22 protein-coding genes are annotated in these 20,309 nt (G+C 55.9%); 10 read left to right on the top strand and 12 right to left on the bottom strand.

Annotated features, from left to right (window positions below; genetic code table 11):
• The first annotated feature begins 50 nt into the window (after positions 1 to 50).
• The 3 genes from rph to hemW are packed head-to-tail and all read left to right on the top strand — an operon-like array spanning position 51 to position 2,518.
• Entirely contained in the window at positions 51 to 767 is a 717-nt protein-coding gene (gene rph / locus N7U68_RS12215) for a ribonuclease PH (RefSeq protein ID WP_263046976.1), read from the top strand.
• A complete protein-coding gene (gene rdgB / locus N7U68_RS12210; protein WP_263046975.1) occupies positions 760 to 1,368 on the top strand; it encodes an RdgB/HAM1 family non-canonical purine NTP pyrophosphatase in 609 nt (202 codons plus the stop codon). The genes rph and rdgB overlap by 8 nt, the downstream gene beginning before the upstream one ends.
• Entirely contained in the window at positions 1,331 to 2,518 is a 1,188-nt protein-coding gene (gene hemW, locus N7U68_RS12205) for a radical SAM family heme chaperone HemW (protein WP_263046974.1), read from the top strand. The genes rdgB and hemW overlap by 38 nt, the downstream gene beginning before the upstream one ends.
• A 6-nt stretch (positions 2,519 to 2,524) precedes the next feature.
• Here hemW and N7U68_RS12200 read toward each other — a convergent pair whose 3' ends face one another.
• The 7 genes from N7U68_RS12200 to N7U68_RS12170 all read right to left on the bottom strand — a co-directional run bounded on the left by N7U68_RS12200 (position 2,525) and on the right by N7U68_RS12170 (position 9,884).
• Positions 2,525 to 3,430 carry a ParB/RepB/Spo0J family partition protein gene (locus N7U68_RS12200; RefSeq protein ID WP_263046973.1) on the bottom strand — a complete coding sequence of 302 codons (906 nt, stop codon included), beginning with the start codon at positions 3,428 to 3,430 and terminating at the stop codon, positions 2,525 to 2,527.
• A 12-nt stretch (positions 3,431 to 3,442) separates the two neighbouring features.
• Entirely contained in the window at positions 3,443 to 4,252 is an 810-nt protein-coding gene (locus tag N7U68_RS12195) for a ParA family protein (RefSeq protein WP_165195163.1), read from the bottom strand.
• Positions 4,245 to 4,856 (bottom strand): 16S rRNA (guanine(527)-N(7))-methyltransferase RsmG, encoded by a 612-nt coding sequence (rsmG, locus tag N7U68_RS12190; protein WP_263046972.1) that lies wholly within the window; start codon positions 4,854 to 4,856, stop codon positions 4,245 to 4,247. The genes N7U68_RS12195 and rsmG overlap by 8 nt, the downstream gene beginning before the upstream one ends.
• Positions 4,853 to 6,721, bottom strand: a complete 1,869-nt coding sequence (mnmG, locus tag N7U68_RS12185; protein WP_263046971.1) for a tRNA uridine-5-carboxymethylaminomethyl(34) synthesis enzyme MnmG — start codon at positions 6,719 to 6,721, stop codon at positions 4,853 to 4,855. The genes rsmG and mnmG overlap by 4 nt, the downstream gene beginning before the upstream one ends.
• A gap of 12 nt (positions 6,722 to 6,733) precedes the next feature.
• Entirely contained in the window at positions 6,734 to 8,020 is a 1,287-nt protein-coding gene (gene mnmE, locus N7U68_RS12180; protein WP_263046970.1) for a tRNA uridine-5-carboxymethylaminomethyl(34) synthesis GTPase MnmE, read from the bottom strand.
• A 22-nt stretch (positions 8,021 to 8,042) separates the two neighbouring features.
• Positions 8,043 to 9,314: a transcription termination factor Rho gene (gene rho, locus N7U68_RS12175; RefSeq protein ID WP_165195170.1), complete on the bottom strand. Its 1,272-nt coding sequence runs from the start codon at positions 9,312 to 9,314 to the stop codon at positions 8,043 to 8,045.
• 120 nt (positions 9,315 to 9,434) lie between these two features.
• The gene (locus tag N7U68_RS12170; protein WP_165195171.1) at positions 9,435 to 9,884 is read right to left on the bottom strand and encodes a CopD family protein; all 450 of its coding nucleotides are present in this window, start codon (positions 9,882 to 9,884) and stop codon (positions 9,435 to 9,437) included.
• 416 nt (positions 9,885 to 10,300) lie between these two features.
• Between N7U68_RS12170 and N7U68_RS12165 the strand changes: the two genes are divergently transcribed.
• The 4 genes from N7U68_RS12165 to dnaQ are packed head-to-tail and all read left to right on the top strand — an operon-like array spanning position 10,301 to position 13,005.
• A complete protein-coding gene (locus N7U68_RS12165; RefSeq protein WP_263046969.1) occupies positions 10,301 to 10,900 on the top strand; it encodes a Maf family protein in 600 nt (199 codons plus the stop codon).
• Positions 10,897 to 11,730 (top strand): shikimate dehydrogenase, encoded by an 834-nt coding sequence (locus tag N7U68_RS12160; RefSeq protein WP_165195175.1) that lies wholly within the window; start codon positions 10,897 to 10,899, stop codon positions 11,728 to 11,730. Before N7U68_RS12165 ends, N7U68_RS12160 begins: the two co-directional genes overlap by 4 nt.
• Positions 11,727 to 12,320 (top strand): dephospho-CoA kinase, encoded by a 594-nt coding sequence (gene coaE, locus N7U68_RS12155; protein ID WP_263046968.1) that lies wholly within the window; start codon positions 11,727 to 11,729, stop codon positions 12,318 to 12,320. Before N7U68_RS12160 ends, coaE begins: the two co-directional genes overlap by 4 nt.
• Positions 12,313 to 13,005, top strand: coding sequence for a DNA polymerase III subunit epsilon (dnaQ, locus tag N7U68_RS12150; protein ID WP_263046967.1), 693 nt, complete (start codon positions 12,313 to 12,315; stop codon positions 13,003 to 13,005). Before coaE ends, dnaQ begins: the two co-directional genes overlap by 8 nt.
• Here the strand turns inward: dnaQ and secB are convergent, their stop codons facing one another.
• Together secB and N7U68_RS12140 are read right to left on the bottom strand one after the other, a co-directional pair.
• Positions 13,006 to 13,515 carry a protein-export chaperone SecB gene (gene secB, locus N7U68_RS12145; protein WP_165195181.1) on the bottom strand — a complete coding sequence of 170 codons (510 nt, stop codon included), beginning with the start codon at positions 13,513 to 13,515 and terminating at the stop codon, positions 13,006 to 13,008.
• Between the two features lie 59 nt (positions 13,516 to 13,574).
• The gene (locus N7U68_RS12140; protein ID WP_165195183.1) at positions 13,575 to 14,063 is read right to left on the bottom strand and encodes an FxsA family protein; all 489 of its coding nucleotides are present in this window, start codon (positions 14,061 to 14,063) and stop codon (positions 13,575 to 13,577) included.
• A gap of 108 nt (positions 14,064 to 14,171) precedes the next feature.
• Here N7U68_RS12140 and N7U68_RS12135 point away from each other — a divergent pair, with 108 nt between their 5' ends.
• From N7U68_RS12135 to N7U68_RS12125, 3 genes are read left to right on the top strand one after another with little or no spacing between them, the layout of a single operon-like run.
• The gene (locus tag N7U68_RS12135; RefSeq protein WP_165195185.1) at positions 14,172 to 14,834 is read left to right on the top strand and encodes a Tim44/TimA family putative adaptor protein; all 663 of its coding nucleotides are present in this window, start codon (positions 14,172 to 14,174) and stop codon (positions 14,832 to 14,834) included.
• On the top strand, positions 14,831 to 15,868 hold the full coding sequence (gene mltA / locus N7U68_RS12130) for a murein transglycosylase A (protein WP_263046966.1): 1,038 nt from the start codon (positions 14,831 to 14,833) through the stop codon (positions 15,866 to 15,868). Before N7U68_RS12135 ends, mltA begins: the two co-directional genes overlap by 4 nt.
• Positions 15,865 to 16,455: a Smr/MutS family protein gene (locus tag N7U68_RS12125; RefSeq protein ID WP_263046965.1), complete on the top strand. Its 591-nt coding sequence runs from the start codon at positions 15,865 to 15,867 to the stop codon at positions 16,453 to 16,455. Before mltA ends, N7U68_RS12125 begins: the two co-directional genes overlap by 4 nt.
• On the opposite strand, the gene N7U68_RS12120 is transcribed toward N7U68_RS12125, so the two are convergent.
• From N7U68_RS12120 to N7U68_RS12110, 3 genes are all read right to left on the bottom strand, one after another.
• Complete coding sequence (locus N7U68_RS12120; protein ID WP_263046964.1) at positions 16,435 to 17,661, bottom strand: MFS transporter; 1,227 nt, start codon at positions 17,659 to 17,661, stop codon at positions 16,435 to 16,437. The two genes, N7U68_RS12125 and N7U68_RS12120, sit on opposite strands and share 21 nt — an antisense overlap.
• Positions 17,662 to 17,852: 191 nt before the next feature.
• Positions 17,853 to 19,160, bottom strand: a complete 1,308-nt coding sequence (hslU, locus tag N7U68_RS12115) for an ATP-dependent protease ATPase subunit HslU (RefSeq protein ID WP_165195193.1) — start codon at positions 19,158 to 19,160, stop codon at positions 17,853 to 17,855.
• A gap of 73 nt (positions 19,161 to 19,233) precedes the next feature.
• Positions 19,234 to 20,295, bottom strand: coding sequence for a hypothetical protein (locus tag N7U68_RS12110; protein WP_263046963.1), 1,062 nt, complete (start codon positions 20,293 to 20,295; stop codon positions 19,234 to 19,236).
• Positions 20,296 to 20,309: the final 14 nt, after the last annotated feature.

Genomic DNA, 20,309 nt, shown 5'->3' with positions numbered 1-20,309 from the left:
CTTGGACGCGCCCGCGCTATCCCCTGCGCAAAGCGAGAAAGGACAACGCAATGCGGCCTTCGGGAAGAAATCTAGGTGAAATGCGCAGCGTTTCAATCGAAACCGGTGTTACGAAACATGCTGAAGGATCCTGTATGATCCGGATCGGCGATACTCATGTGCTGTGTACAGCCACGATTGAGGATCGCGTTCCGCCGTTTATCAAAGGTTCGGGTCTGGGTTGGGTCACTGCCGAATACGGCATGCTGCCACGTTCTACTACCTCACGTATGCGTCGCGAGGCGTCAGCCGGCAAACAGGGCGGGCGCACCGTTGAAATCCAGCGTCTTATTGGCCGCTCATTGCGCGCCGGTGTTGATCGTGTCGCATTGGGCGAGCGCCAGATCACCATCGACTGCGATGTGATTCAGGCCGATGGCGGTACGCGCTGTGCGTCAATCACGGGTGGCTGGGTTGCGCTTAAACTGGCCGTGCAAAAACTGATGAAGGCCGGCGAAGTGATCAGTGATCCCCTGACCGATCCTGTGGCCGCGGTATCCTGCGGTATCTACGCCGGGCAGCCTGTTCTTGACCTTGATTACCCCGAGGACAGCGAGGCCGGTGTTGATGGTAACTTCATCATGACAGGTTCCAAACGTCTGATCGAAGTACAGATGTCTGCAGAAGGCTCTACATACTCGCGCGACCAGATGAACCAATTGCTTGATCTGGCAGAGGCCGGCGTGGCTCAGTTGGTGGCTGCGCAACTGGCGGCCGTTAATGCGTAAGTTTTCGGGCGATACTCTGCTGGTTGCCACGCATAACGCGGGCAAGCTCGAAGAGATTGCACATTTGCTAGAGCCTTACGCTGTGTCGGTGATTGGCGCGGCGGCCAAAAACCTGCCAGAGCCGGACGAGACTGAAACCACCTTTGTCGGGAATGCCCGAATCAAGGCACACGCCGCAGCCAAGGCCACTGGCCTACCCGCGCTATCCGATGATTCAGGGCTAGAGATCGACGGGCTTGATGGCGCACCCGGAGTGTACACCGCCGATTGGTCTGAGACGCCAAATGGCCGCAACTTTGTTTTGGCCATGACCAAGACGCATGATTTGCTGTTGGCGCGGAACGCTCCGAAGCCTTGGGAAGCCCGGTTTTGCTGTACGCTGGTTCTTGCATGGCCGGACGGTCACGACGAAGTGTTCCCCGGCACAGTAGAAGGTCAGATCGTCTGGCCAATGCGCGGGGCACAGGGACACGGGTATGATCCCATTTTTCAACCCAACGGCCATGACATCACATTCGGTGAAATGGATCGCTGGGAGAAAAACCAGATGAGCCACCGAGCGGATGCGTTCGCCAAACTGGTGCAAGGCTGCTTTGACTGAAGATTGGCAACAGGGTGGCTTCGGCCTCTACATCCATTGGCCCTTTTGCGAGGCCAAGTGTCCCTACTGCGATTTCAACAGCCACGTTGCGCGGAAAATCGACCAATCAAGGTGGTGCAGAGCCTATTTATCCGAACTTGACCGGATCGCGGCGCTGACATCCGGGCGGGTCATGCGGTCCGTATTCTTTGGCGGCGGAACGCCCAGCCTGATGGCCCCCGAAACTGTCGCAGCAATTCTTGAACGGGTCGCGCAACTCTGGACTCCTGCAAACGATATCGAAATCACACTAGAGGCAAACCCCGGCTCGGTCGAAGCGGATCGATTCCGAGCCTATGCGCAGGCTGGGGTGAACCGCGTTTCTATGGGGATTCAGGCGCTGAATGACGCCGATCTTCGGCGGCTTGGACGCACCCACACTGTTTCCGAGGCGCGCGCGGCCTTTGACATCGCGCGAAATTGCTTCGATCGGGTCAGCTTTGATCTGATCTATGCCCGACAGGATCAGACACTCGAGGCTTGGAAAGGTGAGTTGAACGAAGCGCTGTCGATGGCGATTGATCACCTCTCGCTCTATCAACTGACCATCGAACCCGGAACCGCATTCGGTGATCGGTTCGCCCGTGGGACATTGCGCGGGCTACCTATCGAGGACACTGCGGCAGATATGTTCGAGGCGACGCAAGATATCTGCAACGCCGCTGGAATGCTCGCCTATGAAGTCTCTAATCATGCCAAACCGGGATCAGAATCTCGGCATAACCTGATCTATTGGCAGGCCGGAGATTACGCCGGCATCGGACCAGGTGCGCATGGCAGACTTACTTTGGATGGCCACCGACATGCTACTGCTGCGTTCTCACAACCGGACAAGTGGCTACAACAAGTGGAGACCGGCACACCGGACAAGGTGAACTCACTTCTCGGTTCTGATGAACAGGCCGATGAATACCTTATGATGGGTCTTCGCCTGACAGACGGAATCGATCTGGACCGATATGCCGCTTTGCGGGGTGTGCCAGTTTGCAAAGAAACTATCTCAGAGCTGTTTGAGATGGGTCTGGTAGAGGCCTCTTCCTCTCGACTGCGCACGACGCTTCGTGGCCGGATGGTTCTGAACGCGGTTATCGAGCGGTTGTTGACGGGCTAGTGCCACTCATCCATTGCTAAGAATGCGGCAGATGGTATCCAGATCGTCAAGCGATCCGTAACTGATAGAGACGCGACCACCCTCTTCTCCCGTGGTATGGTCAACCACGACCTTCATACCCATCGCCGCCGACAGATCCGCTTCCAGCGCACGGGTGTCGGCGTCTTTTTCGTTCGACGCTTTGCCTCGCTTGGTTTTGCCTGTTGGGCTGAAGACATTGTCGATACCGGTTTTGGCCAGTTTTTCGGTTTCGCGCACAGACAGGGCTTTCTTGACGACCCGCTGCGCCAATGCGACGGGATCATCTGACGTAATCAACGCCCGCGCGTGGCCGGCCGTTAGCTGACCGTTGCGGACATATGCCTGAACAGGTTCCGGTAACTGCATGAGCCGCATTGTGTTGGCGATATGACTACGGCTTTTGCCTAGAGCTTCAGCCAGTTTTTCCTGCGTGTGCCCAAACTTCTGCATCAACTGCTGATAACCTGCCGCCTCTTCGACAGGGTTCAGGTCTGCACGCTGGATGTTTTCAATGATCGCGATTTCCAGAACTTCGGTATCGTCAAATTCACGGATCAGGACAGGAATGCGATGCAACTGCGCCTGTTGCGCGGCCCGCCAACGTCTCTCGCCAGCTACGATCTGGTAATCACCTGCTTTTCCCGGCATCGGACGCACGATGAGCGGCTGAATGATGCCTTTTTCGCGGATGGAGGCCGTCAGATCATCCAGCAGATCCTTGTCAAACTGCCGCCGTGGCTGATCTGGATTGGCACTGATCCGTTCGATCGGCACCATCATATCTGGTACTTTCGGCGCGCTATCGCTGCTGGTTTGTTGATCGGTAACGTCAGACATCAGCGCCGACAGACCTCGACCCAATCCACGTTGCTTGGCTTTTTTATCTGACATCACACCGCCCCCTTATGCCGCTACTGCGGTCTGTTTGTGCATTAACTCTTCGGCCAGAGCCTTGTACGCCTGTGCCCCGCGCGAATTTGGATCATAGTCCAGCACGGATACTGCATAGGATGGCGCTTCGCTGACGCGCACATTGCGCGGAATCAGCGTACGAAACACCAGATCACCCAAATTTTCCCGCGCATCTTTCTCGACCTGACCAGACAGATTATTGCGCGCATCAAACATGGTCAGCACGACTCCTTCGATCCGCAAGTTCGGGTTTGCGGTTTGGCGTACTTCGCGGATTGTCAGCATGAGCTGAGACAGCCCTTCCAGCGCGAAAAATTCGCTTTGAAGCGGAACAAGTACGGAATGCGCCGCCACCATAGCATTAACTGTCAACAAGTTGAGCGATGGCGGGCAATCAATCAGGATATAGTCCAGCGCATACCCATCCATCGCGGTTTGGCGCAATGCATCATGCAGAAGGAAGCTGCGCTTTTCATTTGAAATCAGTTCGATATCGGCAGAGCTAAGATCAACCGTCGCAGGGATGATCATTAGATTCTCATCACTTGTTGGCTGAATGACATCGCCAAGTGCGATCTCCTCCAACAACAACTCATATGTGGTGAACTCGCGGTCTTCGGCCTCAATGCCCAGACCAGTCGATGCGTTTCCCTGAGGATCAAGATCGACGATAAGAACACGCATACCTGCCTGCGCCAAGGCCGCGCCAAGGTTAATCGTAGTGGTGGTTTTTCCAACACCACCCTTTTGGTTTGCAATAGCTATAATCCGCGGGCCACGCGGGCGGGTCGGGTCAGACACGGGACACTCCTGAAATCTTCAAAATCGCGGCAGCGGGGTCAGTCAAACTAGTAGCAACTTCCAGATCGAAATGCCACTTCGATTGCGCTTCCTTTACCTCCTCTTTCCACGTCGTTCCCTTTGGAAACAGAGCGACACCATCGGAACTCAGATGGTGGTCAGCATAGCCCAATAACGATGAAAGGTCAGCCAACGCGCGCGCTGACAGCACGTCGGCGCTCAGGGGCGGCAGCTTTTCGATTCGCTCCGCGATAACCGTTCCCACGCATTCTGTTTCGCGAAGCACCGTGCGAAGGAACGCACATTTTCGCTGATCGCTTTCGACTAGGGTAATCTGCGCCGTAGGGCGCGTTTCCTGCAAGAGAATCGCCGCCACGATTCCAGGAAACCCGCCACCAGAACCGAGATCGGCCCAATGCTCTACCCTCTCCGGCGCTAATTGCGCTATCTGGGCTGAATCGACAATATGGCGCGCCCAAAGATCGTGCAGACTGGCTCTTGAAACCAGGTTGATTTTTGAATTCCACTTGCGCAACAGTTCAGCATAAACTTGCAGGCGTTCATTTGTTTCACGTGAAACATCTGGCAAAGTCTGATCGGTCATGCAGATTTTTCGCGAGTGTGCTGGCGAAGACGAGTTAAAAGAAGCGTCAGCGCCGCAGGTGTCATTCCGTCGATCCGTGCCGCATGGGCGAGCGTCGCGGGGCGAACCTGCCCAAGCTTCGATTTTAGCTCATTGGAAAGCCCGTTGAGCGCCAGATAATCAAAATCAGCAGGAATAACATATGCTTCATCGCGTTTAACCAGCGCGACGTCCTTATTCTGCCGTTCGATATAGTTAGCGTATAACGCATCCTTCTCCAATTGCGAGCGCGATTGAAGGTCAATATCCTCCCACGCCGGTTCCAGTTCAATCAGGTTCTCAAAGTCGATATTTGGAAACGACAACAACTGAAAGCCGCTGCGCCGCGCGCCATCCTGATTGGCCTCGATACCACAAGAAATCAAATCTTTGGGGGTGAAAAATTGATCCTCAATGCGCATGCGCGCATCCTCAAGACGCTCCATCTTGCGCTCAAACACCTCTTTCCGTTTTGACCCCACACATCCGATTTCGATACCAAGTGGGGTCAGTCGCTGATCTGCGTTATCGGCGCGCAAAGACAGTCGAAACTCCGCGCGAGAAGTGAACATTCTATAGGGCTCGGAGACACCGCGCGTAATCAGATCATCTATCATTACCCCGATATAGCATTCTGCCCGGCTAAATGTGATCGGCTCCCGGCCAAGCGCGGCATTTGCGGCATTCAACCCGGCAACAAGACCTTGGGCCGCCGCCTCTTCGTATCCGGTTGTGCCATTGATCTGCCCGGCCAGGTACAGCCCGGGCACATTTTTCACTTCAAGACTGGCATTCAGGGCGCGGGGATCAACGTAGTCATATTCGATCGCATAACCCGGTTGCAGAATTTCAGCGTTTTCAAGACCACGAATAGAGCGAACATAATCAATCTGTACGTCGCGTGGCAAAGACGTAGAAATCCCATTCGGGTAGATCACATTGTCGGATAAGCTCTCGGGTTCCAGAAATATCTGATGCGATGTCTTGTCGGCAAACCTCACGATCTTGTCCTCTATCGACGGACAATACCGGGGCCCAACCCCGTCAATATGACCCCCATACATGGCGGATCGTTCTAAATTTTGTCGAATGACATCATGTGTTTGTTCATTCGTATGTGTGATTCCACACGCCACCTGCCGTGCACTCGGCGTCTTTGACAGGAATGAGAACATAACCGGATCATCATCGCCCGGCTGCTGTTCGAGAATGGGCCAGTCGATGGTTTTCCCGTTCAGGCGTGGCGGTGTCCCGGTTTTGAGCCGACCAAGATCGAGGCTAAACCCATCCATGCGCTCGGCAAGTTTAATCGACGGCGCATCCCCCATGCGCCCTCCGGGTCGGGAGACGTCACCGATATGAATGACGCCGCGTAGAAACGTCCCAGTGGTCAAAACGACCGCAGCTGATCGAATTTCTGAACCATCAGCCAGAACCACACCACGCACCCGCCGATCATCCATGATATAGTCACAGACCTCACCCTCAATCACGTCAAGGTTCGGTTGTTGATCCACCTCACGCTGCATTGCCTCGCGGTATATCTTTCGATCTGCTTGTGCCCGTGGGCCTTGTACTGCAGGTCCTTTACGACGATTCAGCAGTCGAAACTGGATACCGGCCTGATCTGCAACCCGACCCATGACGCCATCCAGTGCATCTATCTCGCGCACCAGATGCCCTTTACCAAGGCCGCCAATAGCCGGATTACAGGACATTACACCAATTCCGGCGCGCGTAAGTGTGACCAGCGCAGTGCGGGCACCCATTCTGGCAGCGGCATGCGCCGCGTCAGCGCCAGCATGGCCACCGCCAATCACAATAACATCAAAGTCTAGATGTTTCACGTGAAACACTCCTCACTTGCCGAGGCAAAAACTTGCAAAGATCTCGTCTAGCACGTTCTCGATATCGACCCGACCGACCAGACTATCAAGGGCTCGAATCGCTGCACGCAGCTCTTCAGCGGCTAAATCAGCAGATTCCTCTCCATCAGGCAGAAAACCCTGTGCTGCGGCTAGCGCTCTGTCCCCGCGCTGCATCGCATCGCGATGCCGTTCTCGCGTCGCAATTCCTGCCCGCGCGGATTGCTGAGACAAGATTGCTGTCATCCGAGCAATCAGTTCCGGGATCCCCTGCCCGGTTTTACCCGAAACGGAAGCACAAGCATTCGTTGTTTCGTCACCCTTGGCCCGCAGAACGATATCATCATCTTTCGGAGATATTAGCGGCGCCTCATCGGATTCAATCAAAAAAACTCTTAAATCTGCACGCTCGGCGCGATCCATCGCCCGGCTGACGCCGATCGCCTCGATCGTATCATCGGTCTCGCGCAACCCTGCGGTGTCCAGCATAGTCACAGGCAAACCGCCAAGGTCCATGCGCACTTCGATCACATCCCGCGTTGTACCAGCGATCTCTGATGTAATTGCGGCATCACGCCCTGCCAGCGCATTCAGCAACGTGGACTTTCCAACATTTGGCGCGCCGACAATCGCGACCTCGAAACCAGAGCGAATTCGCTCTGCGACACCAACACCGTCTATTTCCTTCTCTAGCGCGACGCGAACCCGCTCGACTAGCTCCGTAACTTCGGGAGAGACATCAACTGGCACCTCCTCATCGGCGAAATCTATCGTCGCCTCCAGTAGAGCAGCGGCACGGATCAAATCAATGCGCCACGATTCTGCTCGGCGGCCAAGATCACCTGACAGCACACGCAACGCCTGTTTTCGCTGTGCTTCTGTTTCTGCATCGATCAGATCCGCCAGGCCCTCGACCTGCGCCGCGTCCAGTTGTCCGTTTTCCAATGCCCGCCGTGTAAACTCCCCCGGCAAAGCAAGGCGCAACCCTTCAACATCGGACAGCGCAGCGAGAACAGCAGAGATCACCGCAACGCTGCCATGAACCTGAAATTCTACACTTTTTTCCCCGGTAAAGCTTTTGCTCGCGTCAAAACACAGGACAATGGCCTGATCCAAACGCATCCCATATTGATCACGCAGCACGCGCAGCGTAGCCATACGCGCGACAGGCACATCCCCACAAAGCGCAAGGCACGCATCAAACGCGCGGTCACCGGATACCCGGATGACAGCAACGCCAGCCTTGCCGGTCGCAGTGGATACCGCATAGATCGTGTCCATCACGAGGCCCCCATCGCGGGTCTCAGGTATTCATTGAATCGAAGAATTCCGAATTTGTCTTGGTCTGTTTCAGCTTTGAAATCAGGAACTCGATCGCATCCGTCGTGCCCATAGGATTTAGAATCCGACGCAGAACAAATGTCTTTTGCAGATCAATCTTGTCTACCAACAGCTCTTCTTTCCGGGTTCCGGATTTCAGAATGTCGATGGCCGGGAATACGCGTTTATCTGCAATCTTGCGATCCAGAACCAGTTCAGAGTTGCCGGTACCTTTGAATTCTTCAAAGATCACCTCGTCCATCCGGCTACCTGTGTCAATAAGAGCGGTCGAAATGATCGTCAGCGATCCACCCTCTTCGATATTGCGCGCAGCACCAAAGAACCGCTTGGGCCGTTGCAACGCATTCGCATCCACACCGCCGGTCAAAACCTTACCTGATGATGGCACGACTGTATTGTAAGCTCTACCAAGTCTTGTGATCGAATCGAGTAGGATCACAACATCTCGTTTATGCTCAACCAATCTCTTGGCTTTCTCGATCACCATCTCAGCAACTGCAACGTGGCGCGTGGCGGGCTCATCAAAGGTCGAGCTAACGACCTCACCTTTAACCGAACGCTGCATGTCAGTCACTTCTTCGGGACGTTCATCAATCAGCAAGACGATCAGGTAGCACTCAGGATGGTTTTTCTCGATGCTGTTCGCAATGTTTTGCAGGATTACGGTCTTACCTGTCCGCGGCGGTGCCACGATCAGCGACCGCTGCCCCTTACCTATGGGTGCAACCAGATCAATAATCCGCGCCGAGCGGTCCTTGATCGTAGGATCCTCGATCTCCAGCTTAAAACGCTCGTCAGGATATAGCGGTGTCAGGTTATCGAATGCGACCTTGTGATTGGCCTTTTCCGGGTCTTCAAAGTTGATCTGGCTTACGCTGGTAACAGCGAAATACCGTTCCTGTTCTTCCGGCTGTTTGATTTCACCTTCGACCGTATCCCCGGTCCGCAGAGAAAACCGGCGGATGACTTCGGGCGATACATAGATATCATCTGGCCCCGGCAGATAGTTTGCCTCGGGGGAACGTAGAAAGCCAAACCCATCTTGCAACACTTCCAGAACGCCATCACCGAACACGGTCCAGCCTTCTTCGGCGCGTTCCTTGAGGATCGAGAACATCATCTCGCCCTTGCGCATGGTCGAGGCGTTTTCGATCTCCAGCTCTTCGGCCATCGCCAAAAGGTCTTTGGCACTGTGTGCCTTGAGATCGGATAGGTTCAGACGGTCGTCGGACATGGGATCACCTGTAGCCCGCACATGATGTGGCGGGAAAATCATATATAGATGGAAAGTGCTGTTCCCGGACGGGAGGCTGCGGCGGGAAATACCCCGCTTGCCGGTCAAAGTCAACGTGGCTCAGAACCGGACGACGACAGATAGAACAATCACGATCATCAGGACTGTTGGGACTTCATTCATCATACGGAACTGACGCCCGCTCACAGGCCTGTCAGACGTGGTCAATTCCCTTCGGCGCTGTCCCAGCCAGCCATGGAACCATGACATGCCCAGAACGGCCGCTGCTTTGGTCCAAGGCCACACCGAACCCCAGTCGACGATCCCCGGCGTCGCCACGAGGCACAGACCAAACACCCATGTCGCGATCATTGCCGGTGACATGATGACGCCCAGAAGTTTGCGCTCCATTTCCTGAAACACCAGATCCTTACTATCACCCGGTTCCGACTGTTCCACATGATAGACAAAGAGCCGTGGCAGATAGAACAGCCCGGCCATCCACGATATCACTGCCATGATATGCAGTGACTTGATCCAAGGGTAGGCGTGGGTCAGGAGATCGGTCATTCATTGCCTCTTATCACAGGCCTGCCCTTTTAAATAATAAAGAAAGATAAGAAAGGATGATGATTAAGTAGGAAGCACCCATGACTGTGGATTATCGAGTTATTCGGTCATCTATCCACAGATCATCGTATTGTGGGTAAAATCGTGATTCTTTGCATCGAAGAAAATCAGCGCCAATTTACTCTTTCGATAACAAATAGATAGATGTGCCCTATCGTAATCTCTTCTGGGGATAAAATAGGGATAATTCTCAGCGTTACGGTTTGCGCACACTAGCAGATTTATCCCATCCACAACTGTATGGAATTTGGACATCGACGTAGAAATCGCTGATACATGCACGAGCCGCGCCCGATTAGCGGTTTTTGGGGTTTTCTACCCAGTGTCGTTCGCAATTCACTCACCCGGTTGTCCACATGCATCCTCGTATCATCCTCGCCTCGAAGTCTGAGATTCGCCAAAAGCTGTTGTCGAACGCAGGCGTCGAACACACTGCAAATCCTGCGAATGTCGATGAGGATGGTATCCGCGACGCGCTCTTGGCGGAAGGGGTGTCCGCCCGCGATATTGCCGATGCACTTGCAGACGCCAAAGCAAGGAAACTGAGCGCCAAGAACCCGCAGGCGTTGGTGATAGGCTGCGATCAGGTGCTGGCCCATCGCGCCCAGCTGTTATCAAAACCAGCGACGCCGGATGATGCATTGGAACAATTGAGGGCCATGCGCGGGGACACCCATCATCTGTTTTCGGCAGTCGTCATTTATGAAGCTGGAGAGCCGCAGTGGCGCCACGTCGGACAAGTCAGAATGACGATGCATGATCTGTCTGACGACTATCTAACCGGATACGTTGCCCGGAACTGGGACAGCATCCGCCACTCTGTCGGGTGCTACAAACTAGAAGAAGAGGGCGCGCGGTTGTTTTCTCGGGTTGATGGGGATTACTTCACCGTGCTTGGTCTGCCATTATTGGACCTGTTATCATATCTATCACTGCGCGGAGAGTTGGAGACATGAGCGAGCAAAACATTCCCCTCGCGGGCGTCATCGGGTCGCCTGTCGCACATTCCAAATCACCTCAGATCCATCGTCACTGGCTGAGCACGATGGGGCTGAAAGGCCATTACGTCCCGATGAACGTGAGCCAAGACGATCTGAAAACGGTTCTGCAAACCCTACCAAAGGCTGGCTTTGTCGGGGTTAATATTACGATACCGCACAAGGTCGCGGTTCTGGAACTTGCTGATCTTGTCACCGACCGGGCGATCCTGATCGGCGCTGCCAACACGCTGATTTTCCGTCAGGATGGCAAGATTCATGCAGACAATACCGACGGTTATGGATTCATTAAAAACCTGCAAAATGCGCCGGGTGGATGGGATGCTCAGGCCGGTCCGGCGGCTCTGTTTGGTGCGGGCGGTGCTGCACGCGCAGTGATCGCAGCACTGCTCGACGCGGGTGTGCCGGAAGTTCTGATTGCCAACCGTACCCGCGTGCGGGCGGAGGCGCTGCGCTCGGATTTCGGTAAAAGGCTACGGGTTTTTGACTGGGTGCAGGCCGGGAACATGCTCGACCATGCGGCAACGGTCGTGAACACGACGTCGCTGGGAATGATCGGGCAGCCGCCATTGCGCGTGCCGCTTGATGGTTTGCAAAAGGGTGCGATGGTAACGGACATTGTTTATGCGCCGCTCAAGACAAAGTTGCTGGAGGTGGCGGAAGAGGCCGGATGTCGCACCGTTGATGGGCTTGGCATGTTACTACATCAGGCGGTGCCGGGTTTCGAACGGTGGTTCGGTGCACGCCCGACCGTGGACAGCGCGACCCGCGCCGCTGCCCTCAGATGACATTTCGCCTAGGGCTGACCGGATCGATCGGAATGGGCAAGTCCACGACTGCGCGCATGTTTGTCGATGAAGGTTGTGCGCTGTGGGATGCCGATGCGGCCGTGCATCGCCTCTATGCTGTGGGCGGCGCGGCTGTTCCAGCGATGACCGCCGCGTTTCCGGGGGTGGTAGTCAACGGTGCTGTTTCTCGGGCTGCAATAAAGGATTTAATTGCCGCCGATCCGCTGGTTCTGAGCCGGATCGAGCAGATCGTACATCCGCTTGTTGCAGCGGATCGCAAAGCGTTTTCAGCCGAAACAGTCTCTGATATAGCAGTCTATGACATTCCCCTGTTGTTCGAAAACCGAGGAGAGTCACAGATGGATGCAACGGTATGTGTGACTGCCACGCCAGACATACAGCGCGATCGGGTGATGGCGCGGGGCACTATGTCTGAGGAACAATTTCAAATGATTCTTGCCAAACAGATGCCGGATGCGGAAAAACGCGCCCGTTCTGATTATGTGATCGAAACCGACACGCTGGAACATGCCCGTGCGCAAGTACAGGATGTGGTCCGGGACATCAGGGAAAACCGTCTCAATGCGTGAAATCGTTCTGGATACTGAAACCACCGGGTTTGAACCTGAACAAGGTGACCGCATCGTTGAAATCGGTGCGGTTGAATTGATGGGTCATGTGCCCACCGGTCGGACATATCACCAGTACATCAATCCCGAGCGCGCGATGCCCGACGAGGCGTTTCAGGTTCATGGGCTGGGAGACGAGTTTCTGCGGGACAAACCGGTGTTTGCCGATATCGCGCAGGCGTTTGTGGATTTTATCGGTGATTCCAAGCTTGTGATACACAACGCATCATTCGATATGAAATTCTTGAATGCAGAGCTGAAATGGCTAAACCGCCCCGGGCTGCCCATGGATCAGGCGATCGACACCCTCGCCATCGCGCGCAAGAAATTTCCGGGCTCGCCTGCCTCTCTTGATGCGCTGTGTCGACGGTTCGGTATCGATAACGCAGCGCGCACCTTGCATGGGGCGCTCCTCGACTCGGAAATTCTGGCAGAAGTTTATCTAGAGCTGATCGGCGGCCGCCAGCCAGATTTCGCACTGAGCAGGCAGAGCGATAACACCGGTTCAGGGGATACCACATCGGCGTGGCGCCCTACCCCGCGCCCGACGCCTCTGCCGTCTAGATTGACCGCAGAGGAACGCGCCGCACACGAGGCGTTTGTCGGCCAGTTGGGCGATGGTGCCCTCTGGCGCAAGTTCAACTGATCACGAGACGTTCTTGGGCGCAGTTTCGGCCTGACGGCGCATGATCTCTTGACGGTAAATCTGCATGAAATCAATGTTTTCCATGTTCAATGCAGGGAAACCACCGTCGCGCGTTACGTCATGGACGATGCGGCGCAGGAACGGAAACAACATGCGCGGACATTCAATCAGCAGGAAGGGATGTATCTGATCTTCTGGTACACCTTCGACATGGAAAACACCTGTGTATTCCATTTCCAGAACGAACAGCGTGGCAGCATCTGCCTTGTTCTTAGATTCAACCTTCAGATTGATTGTCACCTCGAACTGGTGCTCGGGTTTGCGCTTTTTTGCGTCAAGGTTCACATTGATGGTGATGTCGGGTGTCACCTCGCCACCGACACCGCGCTGTGCCAGCACGTTTTCGAACGACAGATCACGAACGAACTGTGTCAGAACGTTCATTTTTACCTGTGGTGCAGCCTCGGCGCCCGCGGCTTCATCCACGGCACCATTTTCCTGATCTTGCATCTCTATCTCCGAGTGAATCTGACATTTGCGCGCAGCACTAGCATTTCAGCCCGGCTGCCTCAATGCTTTGTCCAGCCGGACGGTTTGTCGCTTTTGTGATGTGGGTCTGTATCGACCTCCTGAAAATCACCTTCGATTGTACCGGGATCGTGCGGATAGTGGCGATGCGGTTCCTGACCGCCGCCCATATCAAAGCGTGCCACTTTGACCCGCTTGCGCAGATATTGGAATGCGGCCCGGCGAAATGGCGGCATCAGCAGCGCAAATCCGACCGCATCGGTAAAAAATCCCGGTGTCAGCAGCAACACCCCTGCAATCAGGATCATTGCGCCATGTGCCAGTGGTTCGGTCGGGTCGCGCTGTGTCGAGAATGAGCCACGCAGATCGTTCATTGCCATCGCACCCTGCGTCCGCACCAACCATGTGCCAAGAACAGCGGTGATGATAACGATGGCCAGCGTTGGCCATAGTCCGATCAATCCGCCGACCTGAATGAACAGGCCAATCTCGATCAGTGGTACAGTCAAAAATGCCAACAGCAGCCACATGGGCTATTCTCCTTTGTTTTGCGGGGCGCAAGGTGGACTTGGGCGCGCCTGTCACCTACATAAGAGCGAACATTCGTGCTTTCCACGTTTTGCCTGAAAGAGGTGCCCATGAATTCGCCCATCATACAGCTTCTGGTTCTTGCCGGTATCGCTGTTTTCCTGATCCTGCGGCTTAAAAATGTGCTGGGCACCCGCGATGGATTCGAGCCAACAGAACGCCCGCAATCATTGCCGGGGGATGCCTCTCGGCGCCGTGGTTTCGAGGTGATCGATGGTGGCCCGGATCATGACATTATCGACCACGTCCCCGAGGACAGCGAAGCTGCCGCCGCGCTGGCGGAAATGAAGCGTGCCGAGCCGTCCTTTGAGGTCGGTCCCTTTCTGCAAGGTGCGCGCGGCGCCTATGAAATGATCCTGATGGGATTTGAGCGAGGGCAATTGGACGATCTGGTGCCATTTCTGGACGAGGATGTTTACAACACGTTCTCTGAGGTTGTGGATATGCGTCAGGAAAAAGGCCTGACCATCGAGGCGGAGTTTGTCGGGGTGCGCGAGATAGAACTCGTAGATGCCAGCTATGATGCCACCACGAAAAAGGGCGATGTGACTGTTCGTTTCGTTGGAGAGCTGATTTCTGTCGTTCGTGGCAAGGATGGCGAAATCGTCGAAGGCGAAGTCGGCAAGGCCAAACGTCAAAAGGATGTCTGGACCTTTGAACGCACTATGGGCGCAGACGATCCCAATTGGCGGCTCGTCGCCACGGGCGAATGATCCGGGGAATCATAGCTGCACTATTTCTGGTGCTGCCGCTGCCCATGGTCGCGGTGGCCGAAGAGACGACCTATACTGTCCTTAGTTTCGACGAATTGAACGGATGGGAGCGGGACAATCATCAACAGGCGCTTGATGCGTTTTTGGTGACCTGCCCCGATATGAAAGATCCAGATTGGCAATCGCTGTGCGCGTTGGCGCAACAAAAGCCGAACGCCAAGGGATTTTTCGAACTATTTTTTCGCCCCATCCTGATCAGCGAGGGCAAACCTGCCCTCTTTACAGGTTACTTCGAGCCAGAGTTGCACGGCGCGTTGCGTCCGGGTGGGCCGTACAAGTACCCGATCTACCGTGAGCCGCCCGAGGCAAAGATCAGCAACCCTTGGCTGACCCGTCGCGAGATCGAGACCGGAACCATCATGCACGGGCGCGGGTTAGAAATCGCTTGGGTCGATGATCCGGTTGAGCTGTTTTTTCTGCAAATCCAAGGGTCTGGCCGTATCAAGCTGCCCAATGGAAAAATGATCCGCGTGGGGTATGGCGGTTCAAACGGGCATAACTATCGCTCTATTGGAGCAGAACTGGTGCGGCGTGGTGTCTACTCGGTACATCAGGTTTCTGCTCAGGTGATCAAAAACTGGGTGCGCCGCAATCCGGTGGATGGGTTGGAGTTGCTCCGTCATAATCCGTCATACGTCTTTTTTCGCAAGCTTTCAGGCCATTCTGACGACTTGGGACCACTGGGTGCGATGAACCGTCCTGTGACGGACGGGCGCTCGATCGCCGTCGACCCGTCCTTCGTACGGCTGGGATCGCCAGTTTGGATCGAAAAGGGCGGTGGCGGCCCCATCCGACGATTGATGATCGCTCAGGATACCGGCTCGGCGATCAAGGGGGCGCAACGGGCTGACATATTTTTCGGGACCGGGGACAAGGCAGGTCGTGCCGCCGGGCGGTTGCGTGATCCGGGGCGGATGGTCGTTCTGATGCCGATCCAACGGGCGTTCGCGATGGCTACCGAGACATTGCAATGAGCCGCCGAAAACTACGCGCGGAGGAACTGGCGCTCTGGCGGCAGGTTGCCGGTACGACTGATCCGCTGCATCCCAATCGTACTACACCAGTCAGATCCTTGTTAACGCCCGCGCCCTCCAAGGATAAACCGACAGCGCAGCCTGTCGAGCCCTTTGAAATCGGGCAGAAAGCCCGCGCTAACACACCGGGACATGATGTGCTGCCTGGTCTGACCGACAGGATGAAGGCGCTGCCGGTCACGATGGACAAACGCTCTCATGCGAAATTGAAACGCGGTAAGATACGGCCCGAGGCGCGGATCGATTTGCATGGGATGACCGTGGACCGCGCGCATGGGGCGCTGACGGGTTTTATTCTGCGGGCGCATTCCCAAGGCAAACGTCTGGTTCTGGTGATCACTGGCAAGGGTAAGCGCGCCGATGACGACGGGCCAATCCCCGTGCGACAGGGGGTATTGCGCCATAACGTGCCTCATTGGCTATCGATTCCGCCACTGGCGCAAAGCGTGATGCAGGTGAGCGAGGCGCATGGTCGACACGGTGGCGGTGGCGCCTATTACGTCTATTTACGCCGCACGCGGGGGTAGCAATGGTCGCGCCCGAGCGATGCCGATGGCCATCATCACGGTGGTAAAGACGAAATAGAGCGCGACGCCGACATACTGTGTCTCTATTCCCACGCCGAGATCAATCCCGAGCCCTGTCACGCCGGGACCGATGGCAGAACCAAGGACCATAACCGCTGCTGCCATCGCCTTGATCGAGCCGATAAAGCGTGTGCCGTAGAATTCGGCCCAAAACGCCGCGGGTAGGGTGGTGTTGACGCCCGTATTCAAACCGAGAAAGAGAAACCCCAACCAAAGGCCAAGTGGCCCGTCTGCATAGGCAAAGATCATAAAAGCCACGACCATTGGCAGCTGCATGAACGGGATCAGACGGGCGGTCCCAACCTTATCCAGTGCCCAGCCGCTGGCCACCATCGCAAGGATACTGATGCCAGTGTAGAACGGAAAGAATGCGACCAGTTCAATATGGCTGACGGACTTGACGTCTGCGAAATGGACCTGATGGAAAAAGAACGCGGTGTTAAAGGCCGACGGCCCCAGCAACGCGGGTACCATGAACCAGAACAGCCAGTGCTGGATTGTCTGATTCCGGGTCCAGGACCGCGCCTCCATTCCTGTACCTTGGTCAGATTTGGCCAGCGATTGCGGCGTGCGTTCCTGACGGAGCAGCATCAGCAGGATTGGTATGCCAGCAATGGCGATAAGCCCGGACACTATCCACAGGATGCGCCAGTCCACGGTCAACATCAGGGTGACAAAGATCAACGGCAGAACTGCCTCGCCCGCTGCAAAGCCCAGTGTCGCGATCGACAACGCCTTGCCACGCGTGGCAATGAACCAACGCGACATGGCGACTACGGCGATATGGCTGGTCATGCCCTGACCAGTGAACCGCAGCGCAAAAATGACCAGCGGCAGCAACCACCAAACTGGATTCAATGCCATCGAAAGACAGGCCAGCATGAGCATTGCAAGGATGATCGCGCCCAACGCCCGAACGCGAAACCGATCCGTCAGCCCCCCAGCCCAAACCATGACAGCGGCAGAGGCAGTCGTGCCCAATGTATAGATGCCGCCCCATTCCCCGTGGCTAAGCTGGAAGGTCTCGCGAATCTCGCCCGCAAAAATAGAGATGAAAAACGTCTGCCCAAAGCTGCTGAGAAAGGTCAGCAACATACCAGCCGTCAACCAACGAGCGTTCTGTCGTAGAAAGGTGAGCGTGTTCATGCCCTTTCGTCGCCTGAAACAGCAACAAAGGGAAGTGGCAAAAGCAGGCTTGATATGATGGTGCGCCTTCGGCGCGCAGTTTCATCATTTGCGCTCGGGCCGCGCGGGCCGTGCAGCACCACACTGGCGACGGTTCAGGAGGTCGACGGACGATTGAGTATCTTTACAAAAACGAAGGGGTTGCGCCGCGCCTAGAGAACGTACCGGCTGAGATCGGTCGATTTCATCAACTCGCCCAAGTTGGCATCAACAAACGCCTTGTCCACTGTCACCGATTCGCCATCCCGGTCCGGTGCGTTAAAGCTGAGCTCTTCGAACACGCGCTCCATCACCGTATAGAGCCGTCGGGCACCGATATTCTCGACGCTTTGGTTCACTTCGGCGGCAATATGGGCCAGCGCCGCGATGCCGTCCTCGGTAAATTCGACGGTCACGTTCTCTGTGCCCATAAGCGCGGTGTATTGCCGGGTCAGGGCGTTGTCGGTTTCGGTCAGGATGCGGATGAAATCGGCCTCTGTCAGCGCGCGCAGTTCAACCCGGATGGGCAAACGGCCCTGAAGCTCCGGCAAGAGGTCAGATGGTTTGGCGATGTGGAACGCGCCAGAGGCGATAAAGAGGATATGGTCAGTTTTCACCGTGCCGTGCTTGGTGCTGACGGTTGTACCCTCGATCAAAGGGAGCAGATCACGTTGCACGCCCTCTCGGCTAACCTCGCCGCCGCGCGCGTCATTGCGGGCTGCGACCTTGTCGATCTCGTCGAGGAACACGATACCGTTCTGTTCCACGGCTTCCAGCGCGGCGCGGTTGACGGTTTCATCGTCCAGCAGCTTGTCGGCCTCTTCGCCGATCAGGATTTCATAGCTTTCGGCGACAGTCATGCGGACGCGCTTGGTTCGGCCACTGAACGCTTTGCCAAAAAGATCACCGAGATTCATCATACCCATCTGGCCACCGGGCTGACCGGGAATGTCCATCATGCCCATCGGGTTCGTGTTGTCAGCGATCTCCAGTTCAATTTCTGTTTGGTCCAGTTCGCCAGTCTTCAGCTTCTTGCGGAACATGTCGCGGGTACCTTCGCGGGCATCCTCGCCTGCAATGGCGGAGACCACACGTTCTTCGGCGGCGGCATGGGCGTTTGCCTTGACTTCATCGCGCATCTGCTCGCGGATCATCGCAATGGCGCTGTCCACCAGATCACGGATGATCTGTTCGACATCACGTCCGACGTAACCGACTTCGGTGAATTTGGTTGCCTCTACCTTGATGAATGGCGCGCGCGCCAGCTTGGCCAGTCGGCGGCTTATCTCGGTTTTACCGACGCCGGTGGGCCCGATCATCAGGATGTTCTTGGGAAAAACCTCGTCGCGCAGGTCATCACTGAGATGCTTGCGCCGCCAACGACTGCGCAGCGCGACAGCGACGGCGCGTTTGGCGTCCTTCTGGCCGATGATAAAACGGTCCAATTCGCTGACGATTTCGCGCGGGGTCAGGTCGGTCATTCAGTCACTCCTGAGGTCGGGTTTGGCCGGAACCTAAGCATGGATGCGGAAAACACAAGTCAAAGCCCGGCGGCTATTCGTCGATCGCATAGGGTGGCAGGCGGTGTTTTCCCGGAAAATTGGGCAGCGCCTGCATCAGGACGACGCGTAACTGCGTCCAGAACGTCCCCAAGGTCGTGACAATTACGCCCAGCACCAGCAACAGCAGCGGCCATGACAGTTCAGCCTCGCCCAATTGCATCGCCCAGGCTACGACAAAGGCCAGATACCCTAAGCCAGCAGTCAGGAAAGACCGGCGGTCGATAATCAGCGCCAGCATGGTGATCAACACGAGAGCGATGAGGGTCAGAACCATCCCTTGCGTGCCGCCAGTGTTGTAGGCTGTCAGCGCCACGGTATTGACCAGCGCAGGTGCGGCCAGCAGATGCAGCCAGAACGCCGAGCGCGCCATGCGTCCGATCCGGTGCGGGTCGCGCATATCGAACCACAACCCCACTGCCAGCGATAGCAGGCCAAAGATCAGCGTGCCAATCGCCAGACCGCCACCGCGCCGCAGGTCAAAAAGGTTGTTCCAGTCCTTGAACGGCTGGTCGATATCGGCCAGCACACCGGTGGTTCCGAATACCACCATGAGGCCAAACAACCCGGCGATGAACATCGAAAAGGGGACTTTGAAAACGCGGTAATGCAGCGCCATAGCGGCAATTCCCAGCAGGCCAAAGATGACGACCACGGATGTGTCCCCACTCAGGATGCCGGTTTTGTCCAGCAGCCAGCCGAGGACCGTTCCGGCGGCACAGGCGTATCCGATCGTTAACACGATAGACGGTAACGCCATGCGGCGTTTCTTGGTGAAATAGAGCGAGAAGAGCCAGCACAACCCGCCGAAAACAACTGCGATAACCAACGCACTGCCCACTACTACGACCAGCGCCATCGCACCGCTGAGCAATAGGATCAGGCCGAGTGATACGAAGATTTCTGCAAAACCACGAAAGAGTTCAAATGGTTCGTCATCGGGCAAAGCTCGTGCGACCCGACCGGCACGTTCGTGCGCTAGGTGCGTCAGGCGCGCAGCTTGTGCTTCGGTGATGATACCGGCGGCGGCGGCGGCGCGTAGATCGTCTTCGGTCACGCTTATTATCTCTT

Source organism: Roseovarius pelagicus, from assembly GCF_025639885.1.
GTDB lineage: Bacteria > Pseudomonadota > Alphaproteobacteria > Rhodobacterales > Rhodobacteraceae > Roseovarius > Roseovarius pelagicus.
The sequence above is the reverse complement of the archived record's forward strand: the minus strand, read 5'-3'. Positions and strand labels throughout refer to the sequence as shown.

Excerpts from the sequence above, each read along its gene's own strand:
- rph (WP_263046976.1), top strand. The coding sequence starts at position 51 with ATGCGGCCTTCGGGAAGAAATCTAGGTGAAATGCGCAGCGTTTCAATC.
- rdgB (WP_263046975.1), top strand. The coding sequence starts at position 760 with ATGCGTAAGTTTTCGGGCGATACTCTGCTGGTTGCCACGCATAACGCG.
- hemW (WP_263046974.1), top strand. The coding sequence starts at position 1,331 with ATGCGTTCGCCAAACTGGTGCAAGGCTGCTTTGACTGAAGATTGGCAA.
- N7U68_RS12200 (WP_263046973.1), bottom strand. The coding sequence starts at position 3,430 with ATGTCAGATAAAAAAGCCAAGCAACGTGGATTGGGTCGAGGTCTGTCG.
- rsmG (WP_263046972.1), bottom strand. The coding sequence starts at position 4,856 with ATGACCGATCAGACTTTGCCAGATGTTTCACGTGAAACAAATGAACGC.
- mnmE (WP_263046970.1), bottom strand. The coding sequence starts at position 8,020 with ATGGACACGATCTATGCGGTATCCACTGCGACCGGCAAGGCTGGCGTT.
- rho (WP_165195170.1), bottom strand. The coding sequence starts at position 9,314 with ATGTCCGACGACCGTCTGAACCTATCCGATCTCAAGGCACACAGTGCC.
- N7U68_RS12170 (WP_165195171.1), bottom strand. The coding sequence starts at position 9,884 with ATGACCGATCTCCTGACCCACGCCTACCCTTGGATCAAGTCACTGCAT.
- N7U68_RS12165 (WP_263046969.1), top strand. The coding sequence starts at position 10,301 with ATGCATCCTCGTATCATCCTCGCCTCGAAGTCTGAGATTCGCCAAAAG.
- N7U68_RS12160 (WP_165195175.1), top strand. The coding sequence starts at position 10,897 with ATGAGCGAGCAAAACATTCCCCTCGCGGGCGTCATCGGGTCGCCTGTC.
- coaE (WP_263046968.1), top strand. The coding sequence starts at position 11,727 with ATGACATTTCGCCTAGGGCTGACCGGATCGATCGGAATGGGCAAGTCC.
- dnaQ (WP_263046967.1), top strand. The coding sequence starts at position 12,313 with ATGCGTGAAATCGTTCTGGATACTGAAACCACCGGGTTTGAACCTGAA.
- secB (WP_165195181.1), bottom strand. The coding sequence starts at position 13,515 with ATGCAAGATCAGGAAAATGGTGCCGTGGATGAAGCCGCGGGCGCCGAG.
- N7U68_RS12140 (WP_165195183.1), bottom strand. The coding sequence starts at position 14,063 with ATGTGGCTGCTGTTGGCATTTTTGACTGTACCACTGATCGAGATTGGC.
- N7U68_RS12135 (WP_165195185.1), top strand. The coding sequence starts at position 14,172 with ATGAATTCGCCCATCATACAGCTTCTGGTTCTTGCCGGTATCGCTGTT.
- mltA (WP_263046966.1), top strand. The coding sequence starts at position 14,831 with ATGATCCGGGGAATCATAGCTGCACTATTTCTGGTGCTGCCGCTGCCC.
- N7U68_RS12125 (WP_263046965.1), top strand. The coding sequence starts at position 15,865 with ATGAGCCGCCGAAAACTACGCGCGGAGGAACTGGCGCTCTGGCGGCAG.
- N7U68_RS12120 (WP_263046964.1), bottom strand. The coding sequence starts at position 17,661 with ATGAACACGCTCACCTTTCTACGACAGAACGCTCGTTGGTTGACGGCT.
- hslU (WP_165195193.1), bottom strand. The coding sequence starts at position 19,160 with ATGACCGACCTGACCCCGCGCGAAATCGTCAGCGAATTGGACCGTTTT.